This is a genomic window from Leisingera sp. SA215 (assembly GCF_055902035.1).
Genome location: NZ_JBVVXU010000008.1, coordinates 75,597 through 93,793, shown reverse-complemented (window position 1 = coordinate 93,793; position 18,197 = coordinate 75,597). Strand labels below are relative to the sequence as shown.

Below are 18,197 nucleotides of genomic sequence, written 5' to 3'. Positions count from 1 at the left end.
CAGGTGCAGTAGCCTGCCACCAATTGATTGAGGTAAACAAAATGCACGGGCTGCGCCTGATTTCCGGTGTGATCATGGTCTTTCTGGCGGCTTGTACTGACAGATCTTATACGCCAACAGTTCCAGAAGCGCTGGAACTGGGCACACCTAAGACCATTTTTGCCGCCACAAACCGTGAACCGCTGCCTGACGGCACCTTTGGGCCGGACCGCACCGATGCAGTCAGCCTCCTTGAACTCACGGTTTCAATTCCGCCGGATCATAAACCCGGCTCGCTGAAGTTCGGCTATGCGAAACCGGACCCCGTCACTGAATTCACCATGGCGGGACGCAAGACATTCGAAACCGAGGCCGCCTTTTCCATCCGGCTGCAGCAAGAACTGGCAAAGTTTCCCCGAAAGGAGCGCGAAGTCACGGTTTTTGTGCACGGCTTCAATTCCACCCAGGCCGAGACCGCTTTTAGGGCTGCCCAGCTTGCTCATGACATCAACCTCCCCGGGGCAACGGTTATCTATTCCTGGCCAAGCAAGGGCCGTCCGCTTGGCTATGCCTACGATGGCGACAGTGTGCTGTTTGCCCGTGACGGGCTGGAAGCTCTGCTGCGCAAACTGCGCGCTTCCGCGGTCGAGCGTATTGTACTCGTTGCCCATTCCATGGGGGGGCTGCTGACGATGGAAACCCTGCGCCAGATGGAGATCAAATCTCCCGGCTGGACAGCGCAGAACCTGGGCGGTGTCATCCTGATGTCACCAGATTTGGATGTCGACGTGTTTAAATCTCAGATGCGGAGATTCAAGCAGGTGCCGCAACCGTTCCTGATTTTCGTGTCGCGAAAAGATAACGTTCTGACCCTGTCACAACACCTGCGCGGCCTGAATGGCCGTGAACGGCTCGGGAATCTGGACAGCCTTGACGCAGTCAACGGTCTGCCGGTTGAAGTGATCGACACCACGGCCTTTGCAGGTGAAGCGGAGACGCAGCATTTTGTGGCAGCCTCCTCGCCGGCGCTGATTGCATTGCTAAACAGTGCTCGGGAAACCGCGGACTCGTTTACGCATAGACAGGACCTGCTGCGAAAGATCCTGCCGGGTCAAATTGTCATTCAAGACAGAACCATCAAGGTTGCACTGGAAAAAACGCCCGCAGACAACAGATAGGCGGGTTCAACGGCTGCGTCTGAGATAGACGTAGTAGGCACCTTCACCGCCATGGCTGATGTGGGCAGGGGTGACCTGCATCACCGCTTGCGCCAGCGGCGGCAATGACAACCATTGCGGCACCTTGTGGCGCAACACTCCGCGCGGAACCGGCATCGGACCTGGCTCGTCGCGGTGCTTTCCCTTGCCGGTGATCACCAGAACCAGCCGTTTTCCGGAGGCTTGGGCAGACAGGATAAACCGGGTGAGAGCAGGATGCGCGGAGTCGATCCGCATGCCGTGCAGGTCCAGCTTGCCTTCCGGCTTAAGCTTACCGCGCTTCATGCGGCGGAAGGATTTCTCATCCATCTGCACCGGATCGCTGGCCAGGCTGCGGGCAAGAGACGGCTTTAAATCGTGTTTCAGAGGCTTTGGCTTGGCGCGGCTGCCAATCTCAAACGGATCCAGTCCCGGCTCAAGTGGCTTAACCGGTTTGGGTTTCAGCATCGGCGGGGCAGGCGGCTTGGAAGGCCCGCCGGGATGCATGCGTTCCGCGTGTTTCACAACCTTGTGCCAGAGGTCGATCTCATCTCCTGTCAGTTTCCGCCGTGTCATTCAAAGGTCGTCCGGCAGCATCGCATAGGCCCGCTGAATCGGCAGCAGAACAACCATCCGCCCGGGGTCTTTCATCGTTCCAGCGGTCTCGCCGGCGGCATCACCTGTACCGACAAATATATCAGCCCGCTGCGCGCCCTTTATTGCGGATCCTGTATCCTGCGCCACCATCAGGCGGCGCAGGGGCATATGTCCATCCTTTTCCACCCAGACCGGCGCACCCAGCGGAGTGTATGCGGGGTCGGCGGCAATAGTTCGCATCGGCGTGACCGACCGGTTCATTGCGCCAAGCGGCCCTTTGGACGCGGATACTTTGCGCACTTCGCGGAAGAACACATAGGACGGATTGTGGAACAGCAGTTCCCTGCCGTCCGACGGGTTGCGCCGGACCCAGGATTTGATCACTTGGGCACTGACCTGATGGGCGTTGTAGACGCCGCGGCGCACCAGTTCCTTGCCGATGGATTTATAAGGGTGCCCATTGGCGCCGCCGTAGCCAACCCGAATCATCGAGCCGTCCGGCAGGCGGATCCTGCCAGAACCTTGAATTTGCAAAAAGAACAGCTCCACCGGGTCGTCCACCCAGGCAATCTCCAGCCCGCGGTCTGCCAATACACCGCTGGTCAGAATATCCCGCCGGGACAGCCACAAATCGGTGGAGCGGGCCTCGGGCGGCATCTTGTAGGCCGGGTAGCGAAAGCGTTCTGTCGGATAGCGGGAACCGCTCAGCTCAGGTTCGAAATAGCCGGTGAACAGAGCTGGATTGCCATCCTCGATCAGAACCGGGCGGAAGAACAGCTCGAAAAACGCCTGTGCCCCTTCGGGAGTCTGAGCTTGCGCGGCCTTGCACAAGGCAGCCCAGTCGGGATCCCTCAGGTTCTTGCAGGTTTCTAAAAAAACCTGCAGCGCATGGGCATGATCGTCTTTTGCCCAGCCGTCCAATTGGGCAAAATCCAAGATGCTGGACACGGTTTCAGAATGCGCCCCTGAGGCGGTCATCGCGGCACCTGCGAATGCAGCTGCCCCAAATACCCCCCGAAGCGCCGCAATCATGCGTCCGTCGCTACCAGCTGCCAATTGGGATCATCGGCGCCCATGTTGCGGGCAAAGATCCAGGTGTCCTTCTGACGCTTCACAGCCTTGGGGTCGCCTTCGACGATGTCGCCACCGCGATCGCGGACAACGGACGTCATTTCACCAACAAACCGCATGGTGATTTCGGCCCGGCCCGTCTGTGTGTCGAATGTGGCATCTGCCACGGTGGTTTCACGCACGCCAACAAACTCGGCCTCGATTTTGAATCCCTGATCCTCACGCTGCGCAACGGCATCCACGAAGCTTTCGAAGACGTCCTCGGCCAGGAACGGCTGGATGTCGTCCAGGTTGCCATGCTCAAAGCCCATCAGGATCATTTCATATGCACTGCGCGCGCCCTGCACAAATTCCTGCACCTGAAAAGACGGTTCAGCCCGCTTCATCTCAGCCAGTGCCAGAGCCTGCGGGCTGCCGTCAGCCACATAATCGGTAATGTCACGGTCCGGGCCGCCTTCGATCACTTCCAGATCGGGCCGGCGGCTCCGCGCTTCGGATTGTGGCAGCGGTGGCTTTTCGAAACCTTCCCGTGATCCAAGTACGCTTTTTAAGCGCAGGATCAGAAACACGGCAATACCGGCCAGAACCAAAAGCTGAATCACAGGCGACTCCATGGATACCTCATGCTAGGCGTTCGTGCTTTGTTTGAAACCAAAGCGATCAGACCTTATGTAGGTGACGGACGGGGGCAAGTCTACCGCCCGGGCGTATGATCGTAAGGAAACTCCATGTATATCTTCCTGGCCTTTCTAATGGTTCCAATCATTGAAATTGCCCTGTTTATTCAAATCGGCGGCGCAATCGGGTTATGGCCGACCTTGGCTATCGTGGTTCTGACAGCGGTGCTGGGCACCTGGCTGGTGAAAACTCAGGGACGAATGGCAATGGGGCAATTGCGCTCGTCTTTCCAGCAAATGTCCGATCCGGCCGAGCCTTTGGCCCATGGTGCCATGATCCTTTTTGCCGGCGCGCTGCTGCTGACTCCGGGGTTCTTTACAGATGCCTTTGGTTTTGCCCTTCTGATGCCACCGGTGCGGCTGGCGGTTTTCCGCTACCTTCGGGCACGTGTCACAGTGGCGCAGTTCCAGATGGGGCCCGGCAGCATGCAGGGCCGTCACTATCCTGGGACCGCCGGCAGGCCGGATGACACCATCGACGGAGATTTCGAAGATGTGACTCCCAGTGACCGTCCAAACGGCCCGTCAGGCTGGGTCGACGGCCCCCGTTGAGCTACCCGAACCAAGCTGCTAAGCACGGTCAAAAGAATTTTTCAGGAGTATCCCGATGGCCGAAAACGGCGAAGCCCAGCAGCAGCCGCAAGTCAAGATGAACATTTTGGGCCAGTTCATCCGCGACATGTCATTTGAAAACGTGATGGCGCAAAAGGGCACCGGCGGCGACGTTCAGCCGGATGTCAGTGTGCAGGTGAACCTGGATGCAAAAAAACGCTCGGTTGAGAACCAGTATGAAGTTGTCACCAAGCTGACTGTTGAATCAAAGAACAAGGAGGGCGGCGAAGTCCTGTTCGTTCTGGAACTGGAATATGTCGGCGTCTTCAACATCGCCGGCGTGCCGGAAGACCAACTGCACCCGTTCCTGCTGATCGAATGCCCGCGCATGACCTTCCCGTTCCTGCGCCGCATCGTGTCGGACGTCACCCGCGACGGCGGCTTCCCGCCGCTGAATCTGGACAACATTGATTTTGTGGCGATCTACCGCAACGAACTGGCCCGCCGTCAGACCGAAGCGGCGGCAGCAGCTCCTACTCAGTAAAGTTTCAAGCCCGCCTAACCAAAAAAACGCCGCTGTGATTCAGCGGCGTTTTTCATTTTTGGATCCTGCCTTGGGTCAGGAAACCTTCCACAAAGCCTCTTCCCCCAGGTTGGCCACGAATTCTTCATGAGCAGCCAGTTCCTCTGCGGTGATCCGCTGGGGCAAAGCCGATGGACGGGGGACAGGGCGCCAGTCATCCTCCACCCGGGTTGTCTCTGAAGTTGATTGGGCAGACAAACCAAAATCCGGCTGGCGGCCGCCGATCAGCTCCAGATAGACATCAGCCAGGATTTCAGAGTCAAGCAGTGCTCCGTGCAAGGTTCGGTTGGTGTTGTCGATATTGAAGCGCCTGCACAGCGCGTCCAGCGTAGCTGGCGAACCAGGAAATCTCTTGCGCGCTATCGCCAGCGTGTCGAGCGCTTGATCCATCGGCAGCTTGGGCAGGCCCATCCAGTCCAGTTCCGCGTTCAGGAACTTCATGTCAAAGCTGGCATTGTGAATGACCAGTTTGGAGTCCTGCACGAAATCTAGGAAACTCTGCCCGACTTTGGCAAAAACCGGTTTGTCCCGCAGCGTCACCGCGCCGGGTTGCGGTTTTTGCGGCGGCTCCAACAGGTCAGGACCGATGCCGTGAACCGAAAACGCCTCAGCCGGCATCGAGCGTTCCGGGTTGATATATTCGTGGTACCTCTTGCCAGTGGGCATGTGATTGTACAGCTCTACCGCACCGATTTCAACAATCCGGTCACCGGAGAACGGATCAAACCCGGTGGTCTCGGTATCAAGAACGATTTCACGCATCTGCCAGTTTCCTCCTGATGTCTGCGAGGATCTCTGTCACCTGCGCCGCGGCGTGCTCAAGCGTGTCCGTCTCGATCGCATAATCGGCGCGGGCGCGTTTCTCCTCAATCGGCATCTGTTTTTGCAGGATATGCTCGAATTGCTTAACCGTCATCGTGCCGCGGGCAAAAACCCGCTCTTTCTGTGTCTCTGCATCAGCGAACACGCAAGCCACTGCGTCCATTTCAGCATCACTGCCCGTTTCAAACAGCAGCGGAATGTCAAACACCAGGATATCGCTTTGCGCTCTTGTCCGGAACTCTGCCCGGTCCTTTGCGACAAGCGGATGCACGATAGCTTCGATATGTTTCAATGCATCAGGATTTTCACTGATGATACACTTTAACCCAGCACGGTTTACCGCGCCATTCTGGATAGCATCTGGGAAGGCCGCGCTCATTGGCCGAACCGCAGCGCCTCCCGCGCTGTAAAGCCGGTGCACGGCGGCATCTGCATCCCAGACCGCACACCCTTTGGCGGCGAACAATTTAGCGGTCGTGCTCTTGCCCATTCCGATGGAGCCAGTAAGGCCAAGGCTGAAACTCATCCGAGAGCCGCCGCCCGCGCTGCAGCATCCACATCAGGGCGGTGTCCGAACCAGCGTTCAAACCCTGGCACAGCCTGATGCAACAGCATGCCCAGCCCATCCACCACAGTGCAGCCAGCATCCTCAGCCGTCAGCAGCAAGTCTGTTTTCAACGGCGCATAGATAAGGTCGGTCACAACCGCATCGGGCTGCAACCCATCCAGCGGAACCCGCAGACGAGGCTTGCCCTGCATTCCCAAGGAGGTGGTGTTCACAATCAGCGCACCTTCTTCGATGACATTACCGGCCTGGACCCATTCGACCACCCGGACCCGGTTGCCAAAGTCCGAATGCAACTGATCGGCCCGGCCGCGGGTGCGGTTGGTCAGCAGGATCTCCGGCACTCCGGCCTCCAGCAATGAGGCAACTACCGCGCGGCAGGCACCGCCGGCACCCAATAGAACCGCCGGGCCGGATTCCGGGTCCCAGTCCGGCGCTCCCTGGTGCAGGTTGGTGATGAAGCCGTAGCCGTCCGTATTGTCGGCGAGGATTGTTCCATCGCTTCGGAAAATCAGCGTATTGGCGGCGCCAATGAGTTTGGCCCGGTCGGTGACCTTATCCGCAATCTCCATAACCGCTTCTTTGTGCGGAATAGTGACATTAGCCCCGACAAAACCCATCTTCGGCATCATCCGGACCGTCTCTGCCAGATCTTCAGGTTCCACATGCATCGGCACATAGTAGCCGGAAATACCATATGTGCTCAGCCAGTGACGGTGGAGCTGCGGAGATTTGGAATGTGCAACCGGACAGCCGATCACGCCGGCGAGCGGGATTTTTGCTACTGTCATTGCTCGATTACCCCTTGCAATCCCAAGTAACTGATAAGCTCCATCAACGGCAATCCCAAAACATTAAAGTAGCTGCCATCGACGCTGGCAAACAGCCGCACACCTTCTTCCTCCAGCTTGTAAGCACCCACCGCATGGCGGATGCTGGGCCAGTTCCGGCCAACATAATCCTCGAGAAATGCATCAGTGCTGTTCCGCATGAGCAGACGGACCTGTCCTACATGGCGCCAGATCGGTTCACCGTCACGGTAAATCACGGCCGCAGACAACAGCATATGCCGTTTGCCACGCATGCCCTTCAGTTGAGACAACGCGTCCTCGGCGCTGGTAGGTTTCGAAAGAAGGTTCCCTTCGAAATCTAGCACCTGATCACATCCCAGCACCAGTTTTCCCGGATGTTTTCCGCTGATTTTACGCGCCTTCGCCTCTGCCAACGCATCGGCAATATCGCGCGGAAGAGCCTCTTCGGCCAAGAGCGCAGATTTGATCGCCTGCTCGTCCAGGCGCGGTACATCGATTTCAAATTCTATCCCGGCCTGACGCAGCAGTTGCGCCCGGATTCCGGAACCAGAAGCCAGCACTATGTGGGCAGTCATGTGGAAAACCCCGTGGGAAAGAAGCAAACGGTTTCAGAACGTTTTGTATGGTTTTCCGCGGTTAAGTAAAGACTCACGGGGTTGACGCACATCCCGGGATTCAGTTCGCTGAGTCGCCCTTTGTGGGTCAGGATAACTTTGCTTTAGTGGATATGCCGGCTCTCCCCGGTTCATCCCAGCCTTATCCCCAAGCACAGATGGGGATGCGCGGCGTTAACGCACCTTATTTCCGGGGTGTTTAGAAGAATCTTATGACTTCTTTCCCGTCCAGTCTGGAATCTTATCCCTGCTGGGGATAAGCGGAGGAAGATTCACTTATCCACCGGAATCCATGCACACTACAAAAACATCATCCTTCTAATATATCTTTAATTATTAGGGTGATCAGATCTGACCGGGGAGACTTGCCTATGGATCCGAGCGACCTGATGTTCACGCTCTACCCGTATGCCAAATCACTGCACATCATGGCTGTACTCAGCTGGATGGCAGGGCTTTTCTATCTCCCCCGTCTGTTCGTGTATCACGTGGAGCAAGCACAGAAGGTTCAGGACACAGTACCGATCTTTCTGGAAATGGAAGAAAAGCTCCTCCGGGTTATCATGCGCCCAGCAATGTATGTGTCGTGGGCCGCTGGACTATTCATTGTGCTGACACCGGGTATCGTTGATTGGAGCTCGGTCTGGCCCTGGACCAAGGGCGTGTCAGTGATCGCGATGACCTGGTTCCATCACTGGCTTCTGTTCCGCTTTCGCGACTTTTCTGCCGGCGGGAACAGACTGTCTGGCCGGCAGTTCCGGTTGATGAACGAAGTGCCTACCGTTCTGATGGTGGTGATTGTTGTCTCGGTGATCTTCAAGTTCTAACGCAGAGGCGCAGAAAAGGGCCTTGCAGCCCCGGAACGACTCCAGCCGGCGTTTGACTCATCTGAAACGAGTCCCTATGTATGGCAGCCAACGGGTCCGTCCGGGCCACCGTGTTTTCCAATCCTGTCCTGTGACCAACCCCTGGATGAACGGGGGAGTAGAGGCCGTATCTATATGACCGTGCAATCCCTGAATCTGTCCGATCTCCAAGCTAAAAGTCCCAAGTCTCTGTTGGCAATGGCCGAGGAGCTGGAGATCGAAAACGCCTCGACCATGCGCAAGGGCGAGATGATGTTTCAGATCCTGCGTGAACGTGCAGATGAGGGCTGGGACATCAGCGGTGACGGCGTGCTTGAAGTATTGCAGGACGGTTTTGGTTTCCTGCGTTCGCCTGAAGCTAACTATTTGCCGGGTCCAGACGATATCTATGTTTCACCCGACATGATCCGCCAGTATTCATTGCGGACTGGCGATACTGTTGACGGCCAGATCAAGGCGCCGCTAGAGACCGAACGCTACTTCGCGCTGACCAATGTCACTTTGATCAATTTTGAAGAGCCGGAGAAAGCCCGCCATAAGATCGCTTTCGACAACCTCACTCCGCTCTATCCTGATGAACGGTTGAAAATGGAAGTCGAGGATCCCACCATCAAAGACCGCTCGGCGCGGGTGATTGACCTGGTGGCTCCGATCGGCAAAGGCCAGCGGTCGCTGATCGTTGCACCGCCACGTACAGGTAAGACGGTGATCCTGCAGAATATCGCGCACTCCATCGAGAAGAACCATCCTGAGTGCTATCTGATCGTTCTGCTGATCGACGAACGCCCGGAAGAAGTGACTGACATGCAACGTTCGGTGAAGGGCGAAGTTGTCTCTTCGACCTTTGACGAGCCGGCGACTCGCCACGTTGCAGTCTCGGAAATGGTCATCGAAAAGGCCAAGCGGTTGGTTGAGCATAAACGAGATGTTGTGATTCTTTTGGACTCCATCACAAGACTTGGTAGAGCCTTTAACACCGTGGTGCCATCGTCGGGCAAAGTTCTGACCGGGGGTGTTGATGCAAACGCCCTGCAGCGGCCCAAGAGGTTCTTTGGTGCAGCCCGGAACATCGAAGAGGGTGGTTCGCTGACCATTATCGCCACCGCGCTGATTGATACCGGCTCGCGTATGGACGAAGTGATCTTTGAAGAGTTCAAAGGTACCGGTAACTCGGAAATCGTGCTGGACCGCAAGATTGCAGATAAGCGGGTGTTCCCGGCTATCGACATACTCAAGTCCGGCACCCGAAAAGAGGATTTGCTGGTCGACAAGGTTGATCTGGCCAAGACTTTTGTGTTGCGCCGGATTTTGAATCCGATGGGCACAACCGATGCGATTGAGTTCCTGCTGTCTAAGCTTAAGCAGACAAAGTCGAACACCGAGTTCTTCGATTCGATGAACACCTAATCAGGGCGGTCTGGAAAAGAAGGGCCATCCCATGGAAACGATCTTTGCGCTGGCTTCCGCACAGGGGAAGGCCGGGGTCGCGGTAATCCGCGTCTCGGGTCCTTTGGCGCATGAAGCCGGCGCGCAACTTTGCCGTGGCGCGTTGCCGGCGCGGGGCAAAAGCCTGAAAATCCTGAAAGACCAATCAGGAGAGCGTCTTGATGAGGCTTTGGTGCTGAGCTTTACGGCTCCCAAAAGCTTCACAGGTGAAAATACTGTTGAATTTCAAGTGCATGGAAGCACAGCTGTGGTTGCAGCAGTGCTTGAAACCTTGGGCCGTATCGCCGGTTTGCGGATGGCTGAGCCGGGTGAATTTACCCGTCGCGCCTTGGAAAACGGCAACCTGGACTTGGCTCAGGTTGAAGGGCTCGCGGATTTGATTGACGCGGAAACCGAAGCGCAACGCAGACAGGCCCAGATAATTCTTGCCGGCGGGTTGGGGGAATTGGCTGAAACCTGGCGCGCAAGTTTAATCCGTGCGGCATCCCTGATTGAAGTAACGATTGATTTCGCTGATGAAGAAGTACCAGTAGATGTAACTCCGGAAGTTTCTGCTCTACTGGCCGAAGTTCAAGCCGGCCTTGCAAGAGAAACTAATGGAGTGAAAATTGCAGAACGGATCCGCAGCGGGTTCGAAGTGGCTATCATTGGGGCTCCCAATGTCGGGAAATCAACCCTATTGAACGCGTTGGCCGGCCGCGAGGCAGCCATTACGTCTGAATTTGCCGGCACCACCCGGGATGTTATCGAAGTGCGGATGGATCTGGCAGGCCTGCCGGTGACATTGCTGGACACCGCGGGATTACGGGATACCGAAGACCACGTAGAAGGTATTGGTATCGCTTTAGCACGGAAACGCGCAGAAGATGCTGATTTAAGAGTGTTTTTGGCGGAGAAGAATGACATTCTTGATGTCGCGATGGAGGATGGAGATATCCGTCTTCAACCAAAGGCTGACCTGCGCGGCGATGCAGAGAATGCGATCTCAGGAAAGTCCGGGCAGGGTATAGACAGACTTGTCGAACACATCTCTCTGATTCTGAAAAACCGGTCGTCTCAAGCGGGTATTGCTACGCGCGCTCGACACCGGGATGCGATGTTGTCTGCTTTGGTAAGTTTAGACGAAGCGCAGGATATACTATCGCGCGGTCCTGGATTTTATGATATCGCCGCCGAGGAGATGCGCTCGGCTATACGGGCGCTGGAAACGCTGGTGGGCCGGATCGGAGTGGAGAATCTCCTGGACGAGATTTTCTCGAGCTTCTGCCTGGGGAAGTGAAGGAGTGTTTCACGTGAAACATCCGAAGTATGATGTGATTGTTGTTGGTGGCGGGCATGCCGGAACTGAGGCGGCCCACGCTGCAGCACGCATGGGTGCAGCTACAGTTCTGATTACCCTGAATCGAAACGGCATCGGTGTGATGTCGTGCAATCCTGCTATCGGCGGATTAGGTAAGGGGCACCTTGTCCGGGAAATCGATGCTCTTGATGGAGTAATGGGACATGTTGCTGACCTTGCGGGAATACAATTCCGGCTGCTGAATCGCCGAAAAGGGCCCGCGGTTCAAGGTCCAAGAGCCCAGTCTGACCGGGCGATCTATCGTCAGGAGATGCTGAGACTGACCGAGGCACAACCAAACCTAGATATTCTGGAAGGTGAGGTTACGGATTTCCTGATGGCGGGGGAAGCCGTATCTGGCGTTGTGCTGGCCGATGGCAGTGAAGTTCCAGCCAAGGCAGTTATCCTGACCTCCGGGACATTTCTGCGCGGTGTCATACACATCGGTGAAACTTCAAGGCCAGGAGGTCGGATAGGCGATAAGCCTTCGGTAAAGTTAGCGGAACGCCTGGATGGTTTTGATCTGCCGTTGGGCCGGCTAAAGACCGGCACACCACCTCGGCTGGATGGGCGCACGATAGATTGGGATAGTCTGGAAAGACAGCCCGGAGATGAGGATCCGGTATTCTTCTCATTTATGAGCAGGGGCGCGAGCGCCAAGCAAGTTTCCTGCGGGATAACACATACCAACGCGCAGACTCATGACATCATCCGAAAAAATCTGGAACGGTCAGCAATGTATGGCGGCCATATTGAAGGTGTCGGGCCTCGGTACTGCCCATCAATTGAAGACAAAATCGTGCGGTTCTCCGAAAAGGACTCGCACCAGATTTTCTTGGAACCGGAGGGCGTATCGGACCACACGGTCTATCCGAATGGAATTTCCACAAGCTTGCCGCTGGACGTCCAAGAGGCGTATGTCCGCTCCATCAAAGGGTTAGAGAAGGCAAATATTCTTCAGCCAGGCTATGCAATTGAATATGACTATGTAGACCCTAGGGCTCTGAAACTGGATCTGTCATTGAAGGATGTGCCGGGCTTGTATCTGGCCGGCCAAATCAACGGTACAACCGGATATGAAGAGGCCGCTGCGCAAGGCATGGTCGCCGGCTTGAACGCTGCGCGCAAAGCCCAGGCGAAAGACCCTGTAACTTTCGGCCGCTCAAACAGCTACATTGGCGTGATGATCGACGATCTTACTACTAATGGCGTTACTGAACCCTACCGTATGTTCACGTCGCGGGCGGAATTCCGGCTGTCCTTGCGGGCAGATAACGCGGACCAACGGCTTACGCCTTTAGCTATCGAAATCGGCTGCGCGGGAGTAGATCGTCGGAGTGCGTTCTTGGAAAAGAACGAGCGCTTAGCATCAGGCCGGGATATTCTGAGGTCGCAATCGTTCACCCCAAAACAGGTATCTTCCGCTGGTATACGGATTAATCAAGATGGAACCCGTCGCGACGGGTTTGATGTTCTAGCGTTTCCGGATGTCACTTTTGAGGACCTTATTCCGCTTCTGCCTGAATTGGATGGAGTAGATCATGAGGTTCGCCGGCAATTGGAGCGGGATGCGCTCTACGCCAACTACATCGCACGGCAACAAAGGGAAGTTACAGCGATAAAGAGAGATGAGGGCTATCTATTCCCTACAGATTTTTCATTCGAGGGAATCGAAGGCCTGTCCAAAGAGTTGCAAAGTAAGCTTTCCCAGTCCCGTCCTGAAACCCTGGCGCAGGCTGCGCGCATTGATGGTATGACTCCGGCTGCGCTTGCTCTTCTTCTGGCCCGCTTACGGCGTGGCCTGCCGCGGAAGGGGAAGTCCGCGTGAATAGGACAGCGATTATTGAAGAGCTTGATGTTTCACGTGAAACATTGTACCGATTTGAGGTTTTTGAACAGGTTATACGTAAGTGGAACCCAAAAATTAATCTCGTTTCGAAGTCCAGCTTGGATCACCTATGGATGCGTCACATTGTCGATTCTGTGCAAGTGTTTCGGTGTAGTGACTCAGTTGAACACTGGGTTGATATTGGAAGCGGCGGAGGTTTCCCCGGTCTGATTGTCGCTCTACTTGCTGCAGATGAAGTACCTGGCATGAGGGTAACCTTGATTGAAAGCGATCAGAGAAAATCTGCATTTCTTCGGACCGCCGCACGGGAATGTGGTGCTAAAGTGGCCATCTTAACGGATAGAATTGAACGGGCTAGGCCCCAAGAAGCTGACGTTCTTTCTGCTCGGGCGCTAGCCGATTTAACTACTTTGCTGGGATTTTCTGAACGCCATCTTTCGCCTGCAGGGGTGGCGTTATTCGCAAAAGGTGAAAGCTGGAAAAAAGAAGTGGATAACGCGCGGCAGCAATGGCAGTTCGATGTGGAACCGGTTAAAAGTCTGACAGAACAAGAAGCAGTAATCCTGAAAATAAGGGAAGTGGCACGTGTCTGATTACTCCCGCCCCGAGGGGCCTCGTATTATCGCGGTGGCAAATCAGAAAGGCGGAGTTGGAAAGACAACAACAGCCATCAACCTTGCGGCCGCCTTGGTGGAAACCGGATTGCGCGTGCTCGTCGTCGATTTGGATCCGCAAGGGAATGCTTCAACCGGACTGGGTATTGAACCGTCTGACCGGGATCTGACAACCTATGATCTTTTAGTTGAAGATTCATTGCTGAGTGACGTCATTCAGAGGACTGAGATTGAGGATCTGTGTATTATTCCAGCCACGGTTGACCTAAGTTCGGCTGATATCGAACTCTTTACCAATGAAAAACGCAGTTTCCTGCTGCACGACGCTCTGCGTCAAACAGCAATGGACGAGTATGATTGGGACTACGTCCTAATTGATTGCCCGCCCTCCCTGAACCTTCTGACAGTCAATGCAATGGTGGCAGCGCACTCGGTTCTGATTCCGCTGCAAAGTGAATTCTTTGCCCTGGAGGGGGTGACCCAGCTTATGCTGACAATTAGGGAAGTTCGGCAGTCAGCGAATCCAAACCTACGGATCGAAGGAATTGTCCTAACCATGTTTGATCGCCGTAACAACTTGTCGCAGCAAGTAGAACAGGACGCGCGGGACAATCTGGGTGATCTGGTGTTCCAAACGAAAATCCCGCGCAATGTCCGGGTGAGCGAAGCACCTTCCTATGCGCAGCCGGTGCTGAACTATGATACGAATTCTCTGGGTGCACAGGCATACCGCGCATTGGCAGAAGAGATCCTGAATAAACATCACAAGATAGCGGCATAAATGAAGAATACCTATCGGAGGCAATCATGGCAGACAAGAAAACAAAACCACGCGGACTCGGCCGGGGATTGTCAGCGTTGATGGCAGATGTGAACCCTGCGCCGGTGAGCACGCAGGCAGAGGCTCCGCGGAATGCGGAAGTTCTGGTTCCTATTGAAAATGTCATTGCTAATCCGAACCAGCCGCGTCGTCAGTTCCTGCAGGAGGACTTGGATGATCTGACTGCGTCGATCAAGGAAAAGGGCGTTCTGCAGCCACTGATAGTGCGGCCGCGGCCGGGCGGAATGTACGAAATCGTTGCTGGCGAACGCCGGTGGCGCGCCTCTCAGGCTGCCCAACTTCATGAAGTGCCTGTCCTGATCCGGGATTATTCGGATGTTGAGATGATGGAAGTGGCCATTATCGAAAACATTCAGCGCGCGGACCTGAATGCACTGGAAGAGGCACAGAGCTACAAGCAACTGATGGAAAAATTCGGCCATACGCAAGAACGGATGGCTGAAGCACTTGGCAAAAGCCGTAGCCATATTGCAAATCTAGTGCGCCTTCTGCACCTGCCGGAAGATGTTCAGATCCTGGTGCAGGAACGCAAATTGTCGGCTGGACACGCTCGTGCGCTGATTACCTCTGACAACGCTTCAGACCTTGCAGCAAAAATTGTCAAGGGAGGGCTGTCGGTTCGCGCAACGGAAGCGCTGGTCAAGAAAGATGCCGCAGGTGCACTGACCTCGGTTACGAAGAAGCCGAAAAGGATACCGGAAAAGGATGCGGATACCCGCGCTCTTGAAGGGGATCTGTCGGCTGTGCTGAAAATGAAAGTGTCCATTGATCACAAGCCCGGCGGCGAGGCCGGCGCTGTAGTTATCAGTTACGATAACCTGGATCAGCTGGACGAACTGTGCAACTTGCTCAGCCGCTAGGCCGGGTCCAAATGAACAGAAGAACGGCAGATAGGACGACGGTTTGAATCCCTAAAATATGACTGGGAATACCAAGCATCAGAGACAGTCCGAAAACGGCGGCAATCGAGACGGTTGCCGCCGTTTTTGCACCTGATCGGATGGCGCCGCGCTCGCGCCAATCCAGGATCATTGGGCCAAAAATATTGTGATCCACAATCCAACTATGCAGGCGCTCAGATGAGTTTGCGAAAAAGAACGCAGCGAGTAGAAGGAAGGGAACAGTTGGCAGCAAGGGCAGAACAATACCTATGACGGCCAAGGCAACACAGAACAGTCCAAGGCCAGCATAAATAAAACGCATTGCTTCAATCCATTAACAGTTCGCGGAGGACCGCATTCAATAGGGCGCGTCCCTGTTCCGTCGCGCGAAGCCTCTGGTCAGAGATAGTTACCATGCCCATCTGGACAAGGTCTGCCAACCGGTTCTGAGGAAGTTCTGCGCCTGAAAGTTCGGCGAAACGCACCATATCCAGACCTTCAGAGAGGCGCATCCCCATCATCAAGTATTCCACCGCAGCAACTTCTGGGGAAAGAGAGTCGCGAAGGGATTCTCCGTTACCGTTTCTGACCGCTGCCAGCCAGGCTCCTGGGGCCAGATGGGTTTCCGTGGCATATCGGGAACCGTTCAAAGTTAACCGGCCATGGGCGCCGGGGCCGATCCCGGCATAGTCGCCGTAGCGCCAGTAGATCAGATTGTGACGAGATTCCGAGCCTGGCTTGGCGTGGTTGGAAATTTCATAACAGCCCATACCATAAGACGCACAAATTTCCTGGGTCGCTTGGTACATGTCCGCGGCCGTGTCGTCAGCCGGCAAGTCCCGCAGCTTGCCCCGGGCATAGCGGTCACCAAAAGCGGTGCCGTCCTCAATAGTCAGTTGGTAGAGCGACAGGTGGTCAATAGTCATTGAGAGCGCCTCACGCAGTTCAGCCTCCCAGCCTTTCAATGTCTGACCCTGGCGGGCATAAATCAGATCAAAGCTGACCCGGTCAAAGCAATTTCGGGCGATGTCGAAGGCGGCTTTGGCCTCGGAGACGCTATGAATGCGTCCCAGCCGGTGCAGATCTTCGTCATTCAGAGCCTGAATGCCCATCGAGACCCTGTTGACCCCGGCATCCCGGTAGCCGGCAAAGCGGCCAGCCTCGACAGAGCCTGGATTCGCTTCAAGAGAGATTTCTATGTCATTGGCAAAGGGCCAGATTTCACGTGCTTTTTCAATAACTGCAGCTACGGTTTCAGGCTGCATCAATGAAGGTGTGCCGCCGCCAAAGAATATTGAGTTGAGGACGCGGCCGGAAAGCTGCTGTGACAGTCTGTCCAGTTCATTTACATAGGCCCTAACCCATAGGTTCTGGTCAATATTTGCGGAGACATGACTGTTGAAGTCGCAGTAAGGGCATTTGGCCTGGCAAAAGGGCCAATGCACATAGAGGCCAAAGCCTGCTTTGCGCCAATCATCCACCGAAACAGCCCTGGACGAACTGGGTAACTGCCTTACCGCGGTGGCTTATCTTGTTTTTTTCTTCGGGGTCCATTTCGGCACAGGTGATGTCATAACCGTCTGGCTGGAACATTGGGTCATAGCCAAAGCCATGCTCGCCGCGGATCGGCCATATAAGTTGGCCGGGCATCACGCCTTCGAACACTTCGTCGTGGCCGTCAGGCCACGCAATAACCAGGGTACAGCGGAACTGGGCGGTGCGGGGGGCTTCGGCGCCAACGGCGTTCAGCTTTTCATTCGCACGCGCCATCGCCCTCTGAAAATCACGGCCATTCGGGGTTTCTGCCCAGTCGGCGGTATAGACACCCGGGGCACCATTCAGCGCATCAATAGTGATACCGGAATCATCTGACAGGGCTGGCAGGCCGGTTGCCTTGGCAGCTGCGTGGGCCTTGATCCGGGCATTGCCGACAAAGGTGTCTTCAGTTTCTTCCGGCTCCGGCAGGTTCATTTCGCCGGCGCCGGCAACGCTGACGCCGAAGGGGGCGAGTATCTCGGTGATCTCTTTCAGCTTACCCTTGTTGTGGGTGGCGACAAGCAGTTTGCCGCCTTCCAGTTTGCGGGTCATTTGCAGGCAGCCTTTTGCATCTCTGCGAGTTCTGTGGTGCCTTTGGCGGCCAGATCCATCAGCTGGTTCATCTGGTCCCGGGAGAACAGGGAGCCTTCGGCAGACATCTGAACTTCGATCAGCTTGCCCGATCCGGTCATGATAAAGTTTCCGTCGACGCCGGCCTCTGAGTCTTCCGGATAGTCCAGATCCAGCACCGGCTGGCCTGCGTAGATGCCGCAGGATACCGCCGAGACCGGATCCGTCAAAGGATCCATCTTCACATCGCCGGCTTTCATCAGCTTGTTGACTGCCAGGCGCAGAGCCACCCAGCCGCCGGTGATCGAGGCGCAGCGGGTGCCGCCATCGGCCTGCAGCACGTCACAGTCGACGGTGATCTGACGTTCGCCCAGGGCGACGCGGTCAACACCGGCGCGCAGGGCCCGCCCGATCAGACGCTGGATTTCTACAGTGCGGCCGCCTTGCTTGCCCGATGCTGCTTCGCGGCGCATGCGGGTGTTTGTGGCGCGCGGCAGCATGCCGTATTCTGCAGTGACCCAGCCAAGTCCGGTTCCCTTGATAAAGGGCGGCACGCGGTCTTCGATGGTGGCGGTGCACAGGACGTGGGTATCGCCGGCCTTGATCAGGCAGGAGCCTTCAGCGTGCTTGGTGAAGCCGGTCTCAATTGACACGGCGCGCATTTCATTCAGTTCTCTTCCCGAGGGTCGCATGGCACATCCTTTATTTGCTGGCTTGGGGATATCCCCCTGTCGACAGGCGATGCAAGCCCGATTGACCTTTTCGCGCGCTGCTCTTTAATGACATC

At 55.8% G+C, this 18,197-nt stretch carries 21 protein-coding genes; 10 read left to right on the top strand and 11 right to left on the bottom strand.

The features are described from left to right. Positions 1 to 41 precede the first annotated feature (41 nt). Positions 42 to 1,157, top strand: coding sequence for an alpha/beta hydrolase (locus tag AC0KW6_RS10725; RefSeq protein WP_323775561.1), 1,116 nt, complete (start codon positions 42 to 44; stop codon positions 1,155 to 1,157). A 6-nt stretch (positions 1,158 to 1,163) separates the two neighbouring features. Here the strand turns inward: AC0KW6_RS10725 and AC0KW6_RS10720 are convergent, their stop codons facing one another. From AC0KW6_RS10720 to AC0KW6_RS10710, 3 genes are read right to left on the bottom strand one after another with little or no spacing between them, the layout of a single operon-like run. Then, the gene (locus AC0KW6_RS10720; RefSeq protein ID WP_323775535.1) at positions 1,164 to 1,751 is read right to left on the bottom strand and encodes a Smr/MutS family protein; all 588 of its coding nucleotides are present in this window, start codon (positions 1,749 to 1,751) and stop codon (positions 1,164 to 1,166) included. After that, a complete protein-coding gene (gene mltA, locus AC0KW6_RS10715; protein WP_323775534.1) occupies positions 1,752 to 2,804 on the bottom strand; it encodes a murein transglycosylase A in 1,053 nt (350 codons plus the stop codon). Further along, positions 2,801 to 3,457 (bottom strand): Tim44/TimA family putative adaptor protein, encoded by a 657-nt coding sequence (locus AC0KW6_RS10710; RefSeq protein ID WP_323775533.1) that lies wholly within the window; start codon positions 3,455 to 3,457, stop codon positions 2,801 to 2,803. Before AC0KW6_RS10710 ends, mltA begins: the two co-directional genes overlap by 4 nt. Positions 3,458 to 3,571: 114 nt before the next feature. Between AC0KW6_RS10710 and AC0KW6_RS10705 the strand changes: the two genes are divergently transcribed. Further along, positions 3,572 to 4,072 carry an FxsA family protein gene (locus tag AC0KW6_RS10705; protein ID WP_323775532.1) on the top strand — a complete coding sequence of 167 codons (501 nt, stop codon included), beginning with the start codon at positions 3,572 to 3,574 and terminating at the stop codon, positions 4,070 to 4,072. Positions 4,073 to 4,127: 55 nt separating this feature from the next. After that, positions 4,128 to 4,616, top strand: a complete 489-nt coding sequence (gene secB / locus AC0KW6_RS10700) for a protein-export chaperone SecB (RefSeq protein ID WP_323775531.1) — start codon at positions 4,128 to 4,130, stop codon at positions 4,614 to 4,616. Positions 4,617 to 4,691: 75 nt separating this feature from the next. Here secB and dnaQ read toward each other — a convergent pair whose 3' ends face one another. From dnaQ to AC0KW6_RS10680, 4 genes are read right to left on the bottom strand one after another with little or no spacing between them, the layout of a single operon-like run. Then, positions 4,692 to 5,417 carry a DNA polymerase III subunit epsilon gene (gene dnaQ, locus AC0KW6_RS10695; protein ID WP_474034878.1) on the bottom strand — a complete coding sequence of 242 codons (726 nt, stop codon included), beginning with the start codon at positions 5,415 to 5,417 and terminating at the stop codon, positions 4,692 to 4,694. After that, positions 5,410 to 6,003, bottom strand: coding sequence for a dephospho-CoA kinase (coaE, locus tag AC0KW6_RS10690; protein ID WP_323775529.1), 594 nt, complete (start codon positions 6,001 to 6,003; stop codon positions 5,410 to 5,412). The genes dnaQ and coaE overlap by 8 nt, the downstream gene beginning before the upstream one ends. Beyond that, the gene (locus tag AC0KW6_RS10685; RefSeq protein WP_474034877.1) at positions 6,000 to 6,833 is read right to left on the bottom strand and encodes a shikimate dehydrogenase; all 834 of its coding nucleotides are present in this window, start codon (positions 6,831 to 6,833) and stop codon (positions 6,000 to 6,002) included. Before AC0KW6_RS10685 ends, coaE begins: the two co-directional genes overlap by 4 nt. Continuing rightward, positions 6,830 to 7,429 (bottom strand): Maf family protein, encoded by a 600-nt coding sequence (locus tag AC0KW6_RS10680; protein WP_323775527.1) that lies wholly within the window; start codon positions 7,427 to 7,429, stop codon positions 6,830 to 6,832. The genes AC0KW6_RS10685 and AC0KW6_RS10680 overlap by 4 nt, the downstream gene beginning before the upstream one ends. Positions 7,430 to 7,839: 410 nt before the next feature. Here AC0KW6_RS10680 and AC0KW6_RS10675 point away from each other — a divergent pair, with 410 nt between their 5' ends. The 7 genes from AC0KW6_RS10675 to AC0KW6_RS10645 all read left to right on the top strand — a co-directional run bounded on the left by AC0KW6_RS10675 (position 7,840) and on the right by AC0KW6_RS10645 (position 15,283). Beyond that, a complete protein-coding gene (locus AC0KW6_RS10675) occupies positions 7,840 to 8,295 on the top strand; it encodes a CopD family protein (protein ID WP_323775526.1) in 456 nt (151 codons plus the stop codon). Between the two features lie 174 nt (positions 8,296 to 8,469). Next, positions 8,470 to 9,741 (top strand): transcription termination factor Rho, encoded by a 1,272-nt coding sequence (gene rho, locus AC0KW6_RS10670; protein ID WP_323775525.1) that lies wholly within the window; start codon positions 8,470 to 8,472, stop codon positions 9,739 to 9,741. A 31-nt stretch (positions 9,742 to 9,772) separates the two neighbouring features. Continuing rightward, positions 9,773 to 11,059, top strand: coding sequence for a tRNA uridine-5-carboxymethylaminomethyl(34) synthesis GTPase MnmE (gene mnmE / locus AC0KW6_RS10665; RefSeq protein WP_474034876.1), 1,287 nt, complete (start codon positions 9,773 to 9,775; stop codon positions 11,057 to 11,059). A gap of 13 nt (positions 11,060 to 11,072) precedes the next feature. Next, positions 11,073 to 12,947: a tRNA uridine-5-carboxymethylaminomethyl(34) synthesis enzyme MnmG gene (mnmG, locus tag AC0KW6_RS10660; protein WP_474034875.1), complete on the top strand. Its 1,875-nt coding sequence runs from the start codon at positions 11,073 to 11,075 to the stop codon at positions 12,945 to 12,947. After that, positions 12,944 to 13,561 carry a 16S rRNA (guanine(527)-N(7))-methyltransferase RsmG gene (rsmG, locus tag AC0KW6_RS10655; RefSeq protein WP_323775522.1) on the top strand — a complete coding sequence of 206 codons (618 nt, stop codon included), beginning with the start codon at positions 12,944 to 12,946 and terminating at the stop codon, positions 13,559 to 13,561. The genes mnmG and rsmG overlap by 4 nt, the downstream gene beginning before the upstream one ends. Continuing rightward, complete coding sequence (locus tag AC0KW6_RS10650) at positions 13,554 to 14,363, top strand: ParA family protein (RefSeq protein WP_323775521.1); 810 nt, start codon at positions 13,554 to 13,556, stop codon at positions 14,361 to 14,363. Before rsmG ends, AC0KW6_RS10650 begins: the two co-directional genes overlap by 8 nt. 26 nt (positions 14,364 to 14,389) lie before the next feature. Then, entirely contained in the window at positions 14,390 to 15,283 is an 894-nt protein-coding gene (locus AC0KW6_RS10645) for a ParB/RepB/Spo0J family partition protein (protein WP_323775520.1), read from the top strand. Here the strand turns inward: AC0KW6_RS10645 and AC0KW6_RS10640 are convergent. Genes AC0KW6_RS10640 through rph form a run of 4 tightly spaced genes read right to left on the bottom strand, consistent with a single transcriptional unit; the run spans position 15,273 to position 18,102 of the window. Beyond that, positions 15,273 to 15,626, bottom strand: a complete 354-nt coding sequence (locus AC0KW6_RS10640) for a YbaN family protein (RefSeq protein WP_323775519.1) — start codon at positions 15,624 to 15,626, stop codon at positions 15,273 to 15,275. The two genes, AC0KW6_RS10645 and AC0KW6_RS10640, sit on opposite strands and share 11 nt — an antisense overlap. Before the next feature lie 4 nt (positions 15,627 to 15,630). Further along, a complete protein-coding gene (gene hemW, locus AC0KW6_RS10635; RefSeq protein WP_323775518.1) occupies positions 15,631 to 16,785 on the bottom strand; it encodes a radical SAM family heme chaperone HemW in 1,155 nt (384 codons plus the stop codon). Next, entirely contained in the window at positions 16,778 to 17,392 is a 615-nt protein-coding gene (gene rdgB / locus AC0KW6_RS10630; RefSeq protein ID WP_323775517.1) for an RdgB/HAM1 family non-canonical purine NTP pyrophosphatase, read from the bottom strand. Before rdgB ends, hemW begins: the two co-directional genes overlap by 8 nt. Continuing rightward, the gene (gene rph / locus AC0KW6_RS10625) at positions 17,389 to 18,102 is read right to left on the bottom strand and encodes a ribonuclease PH (RefSeq protein WP_323775516.1); all 714 of its coding nucleotides are present in this window, start codon (positions 18,100 to 18,102) and stop codon (positions 17,389 to 17,391) included. The genes rdgB and rph overlap by 4 nt, the downstream gene beginning before the upstream one ends. Positions 18,103 to 18,197: the final 95 nt, after the last annotated feature.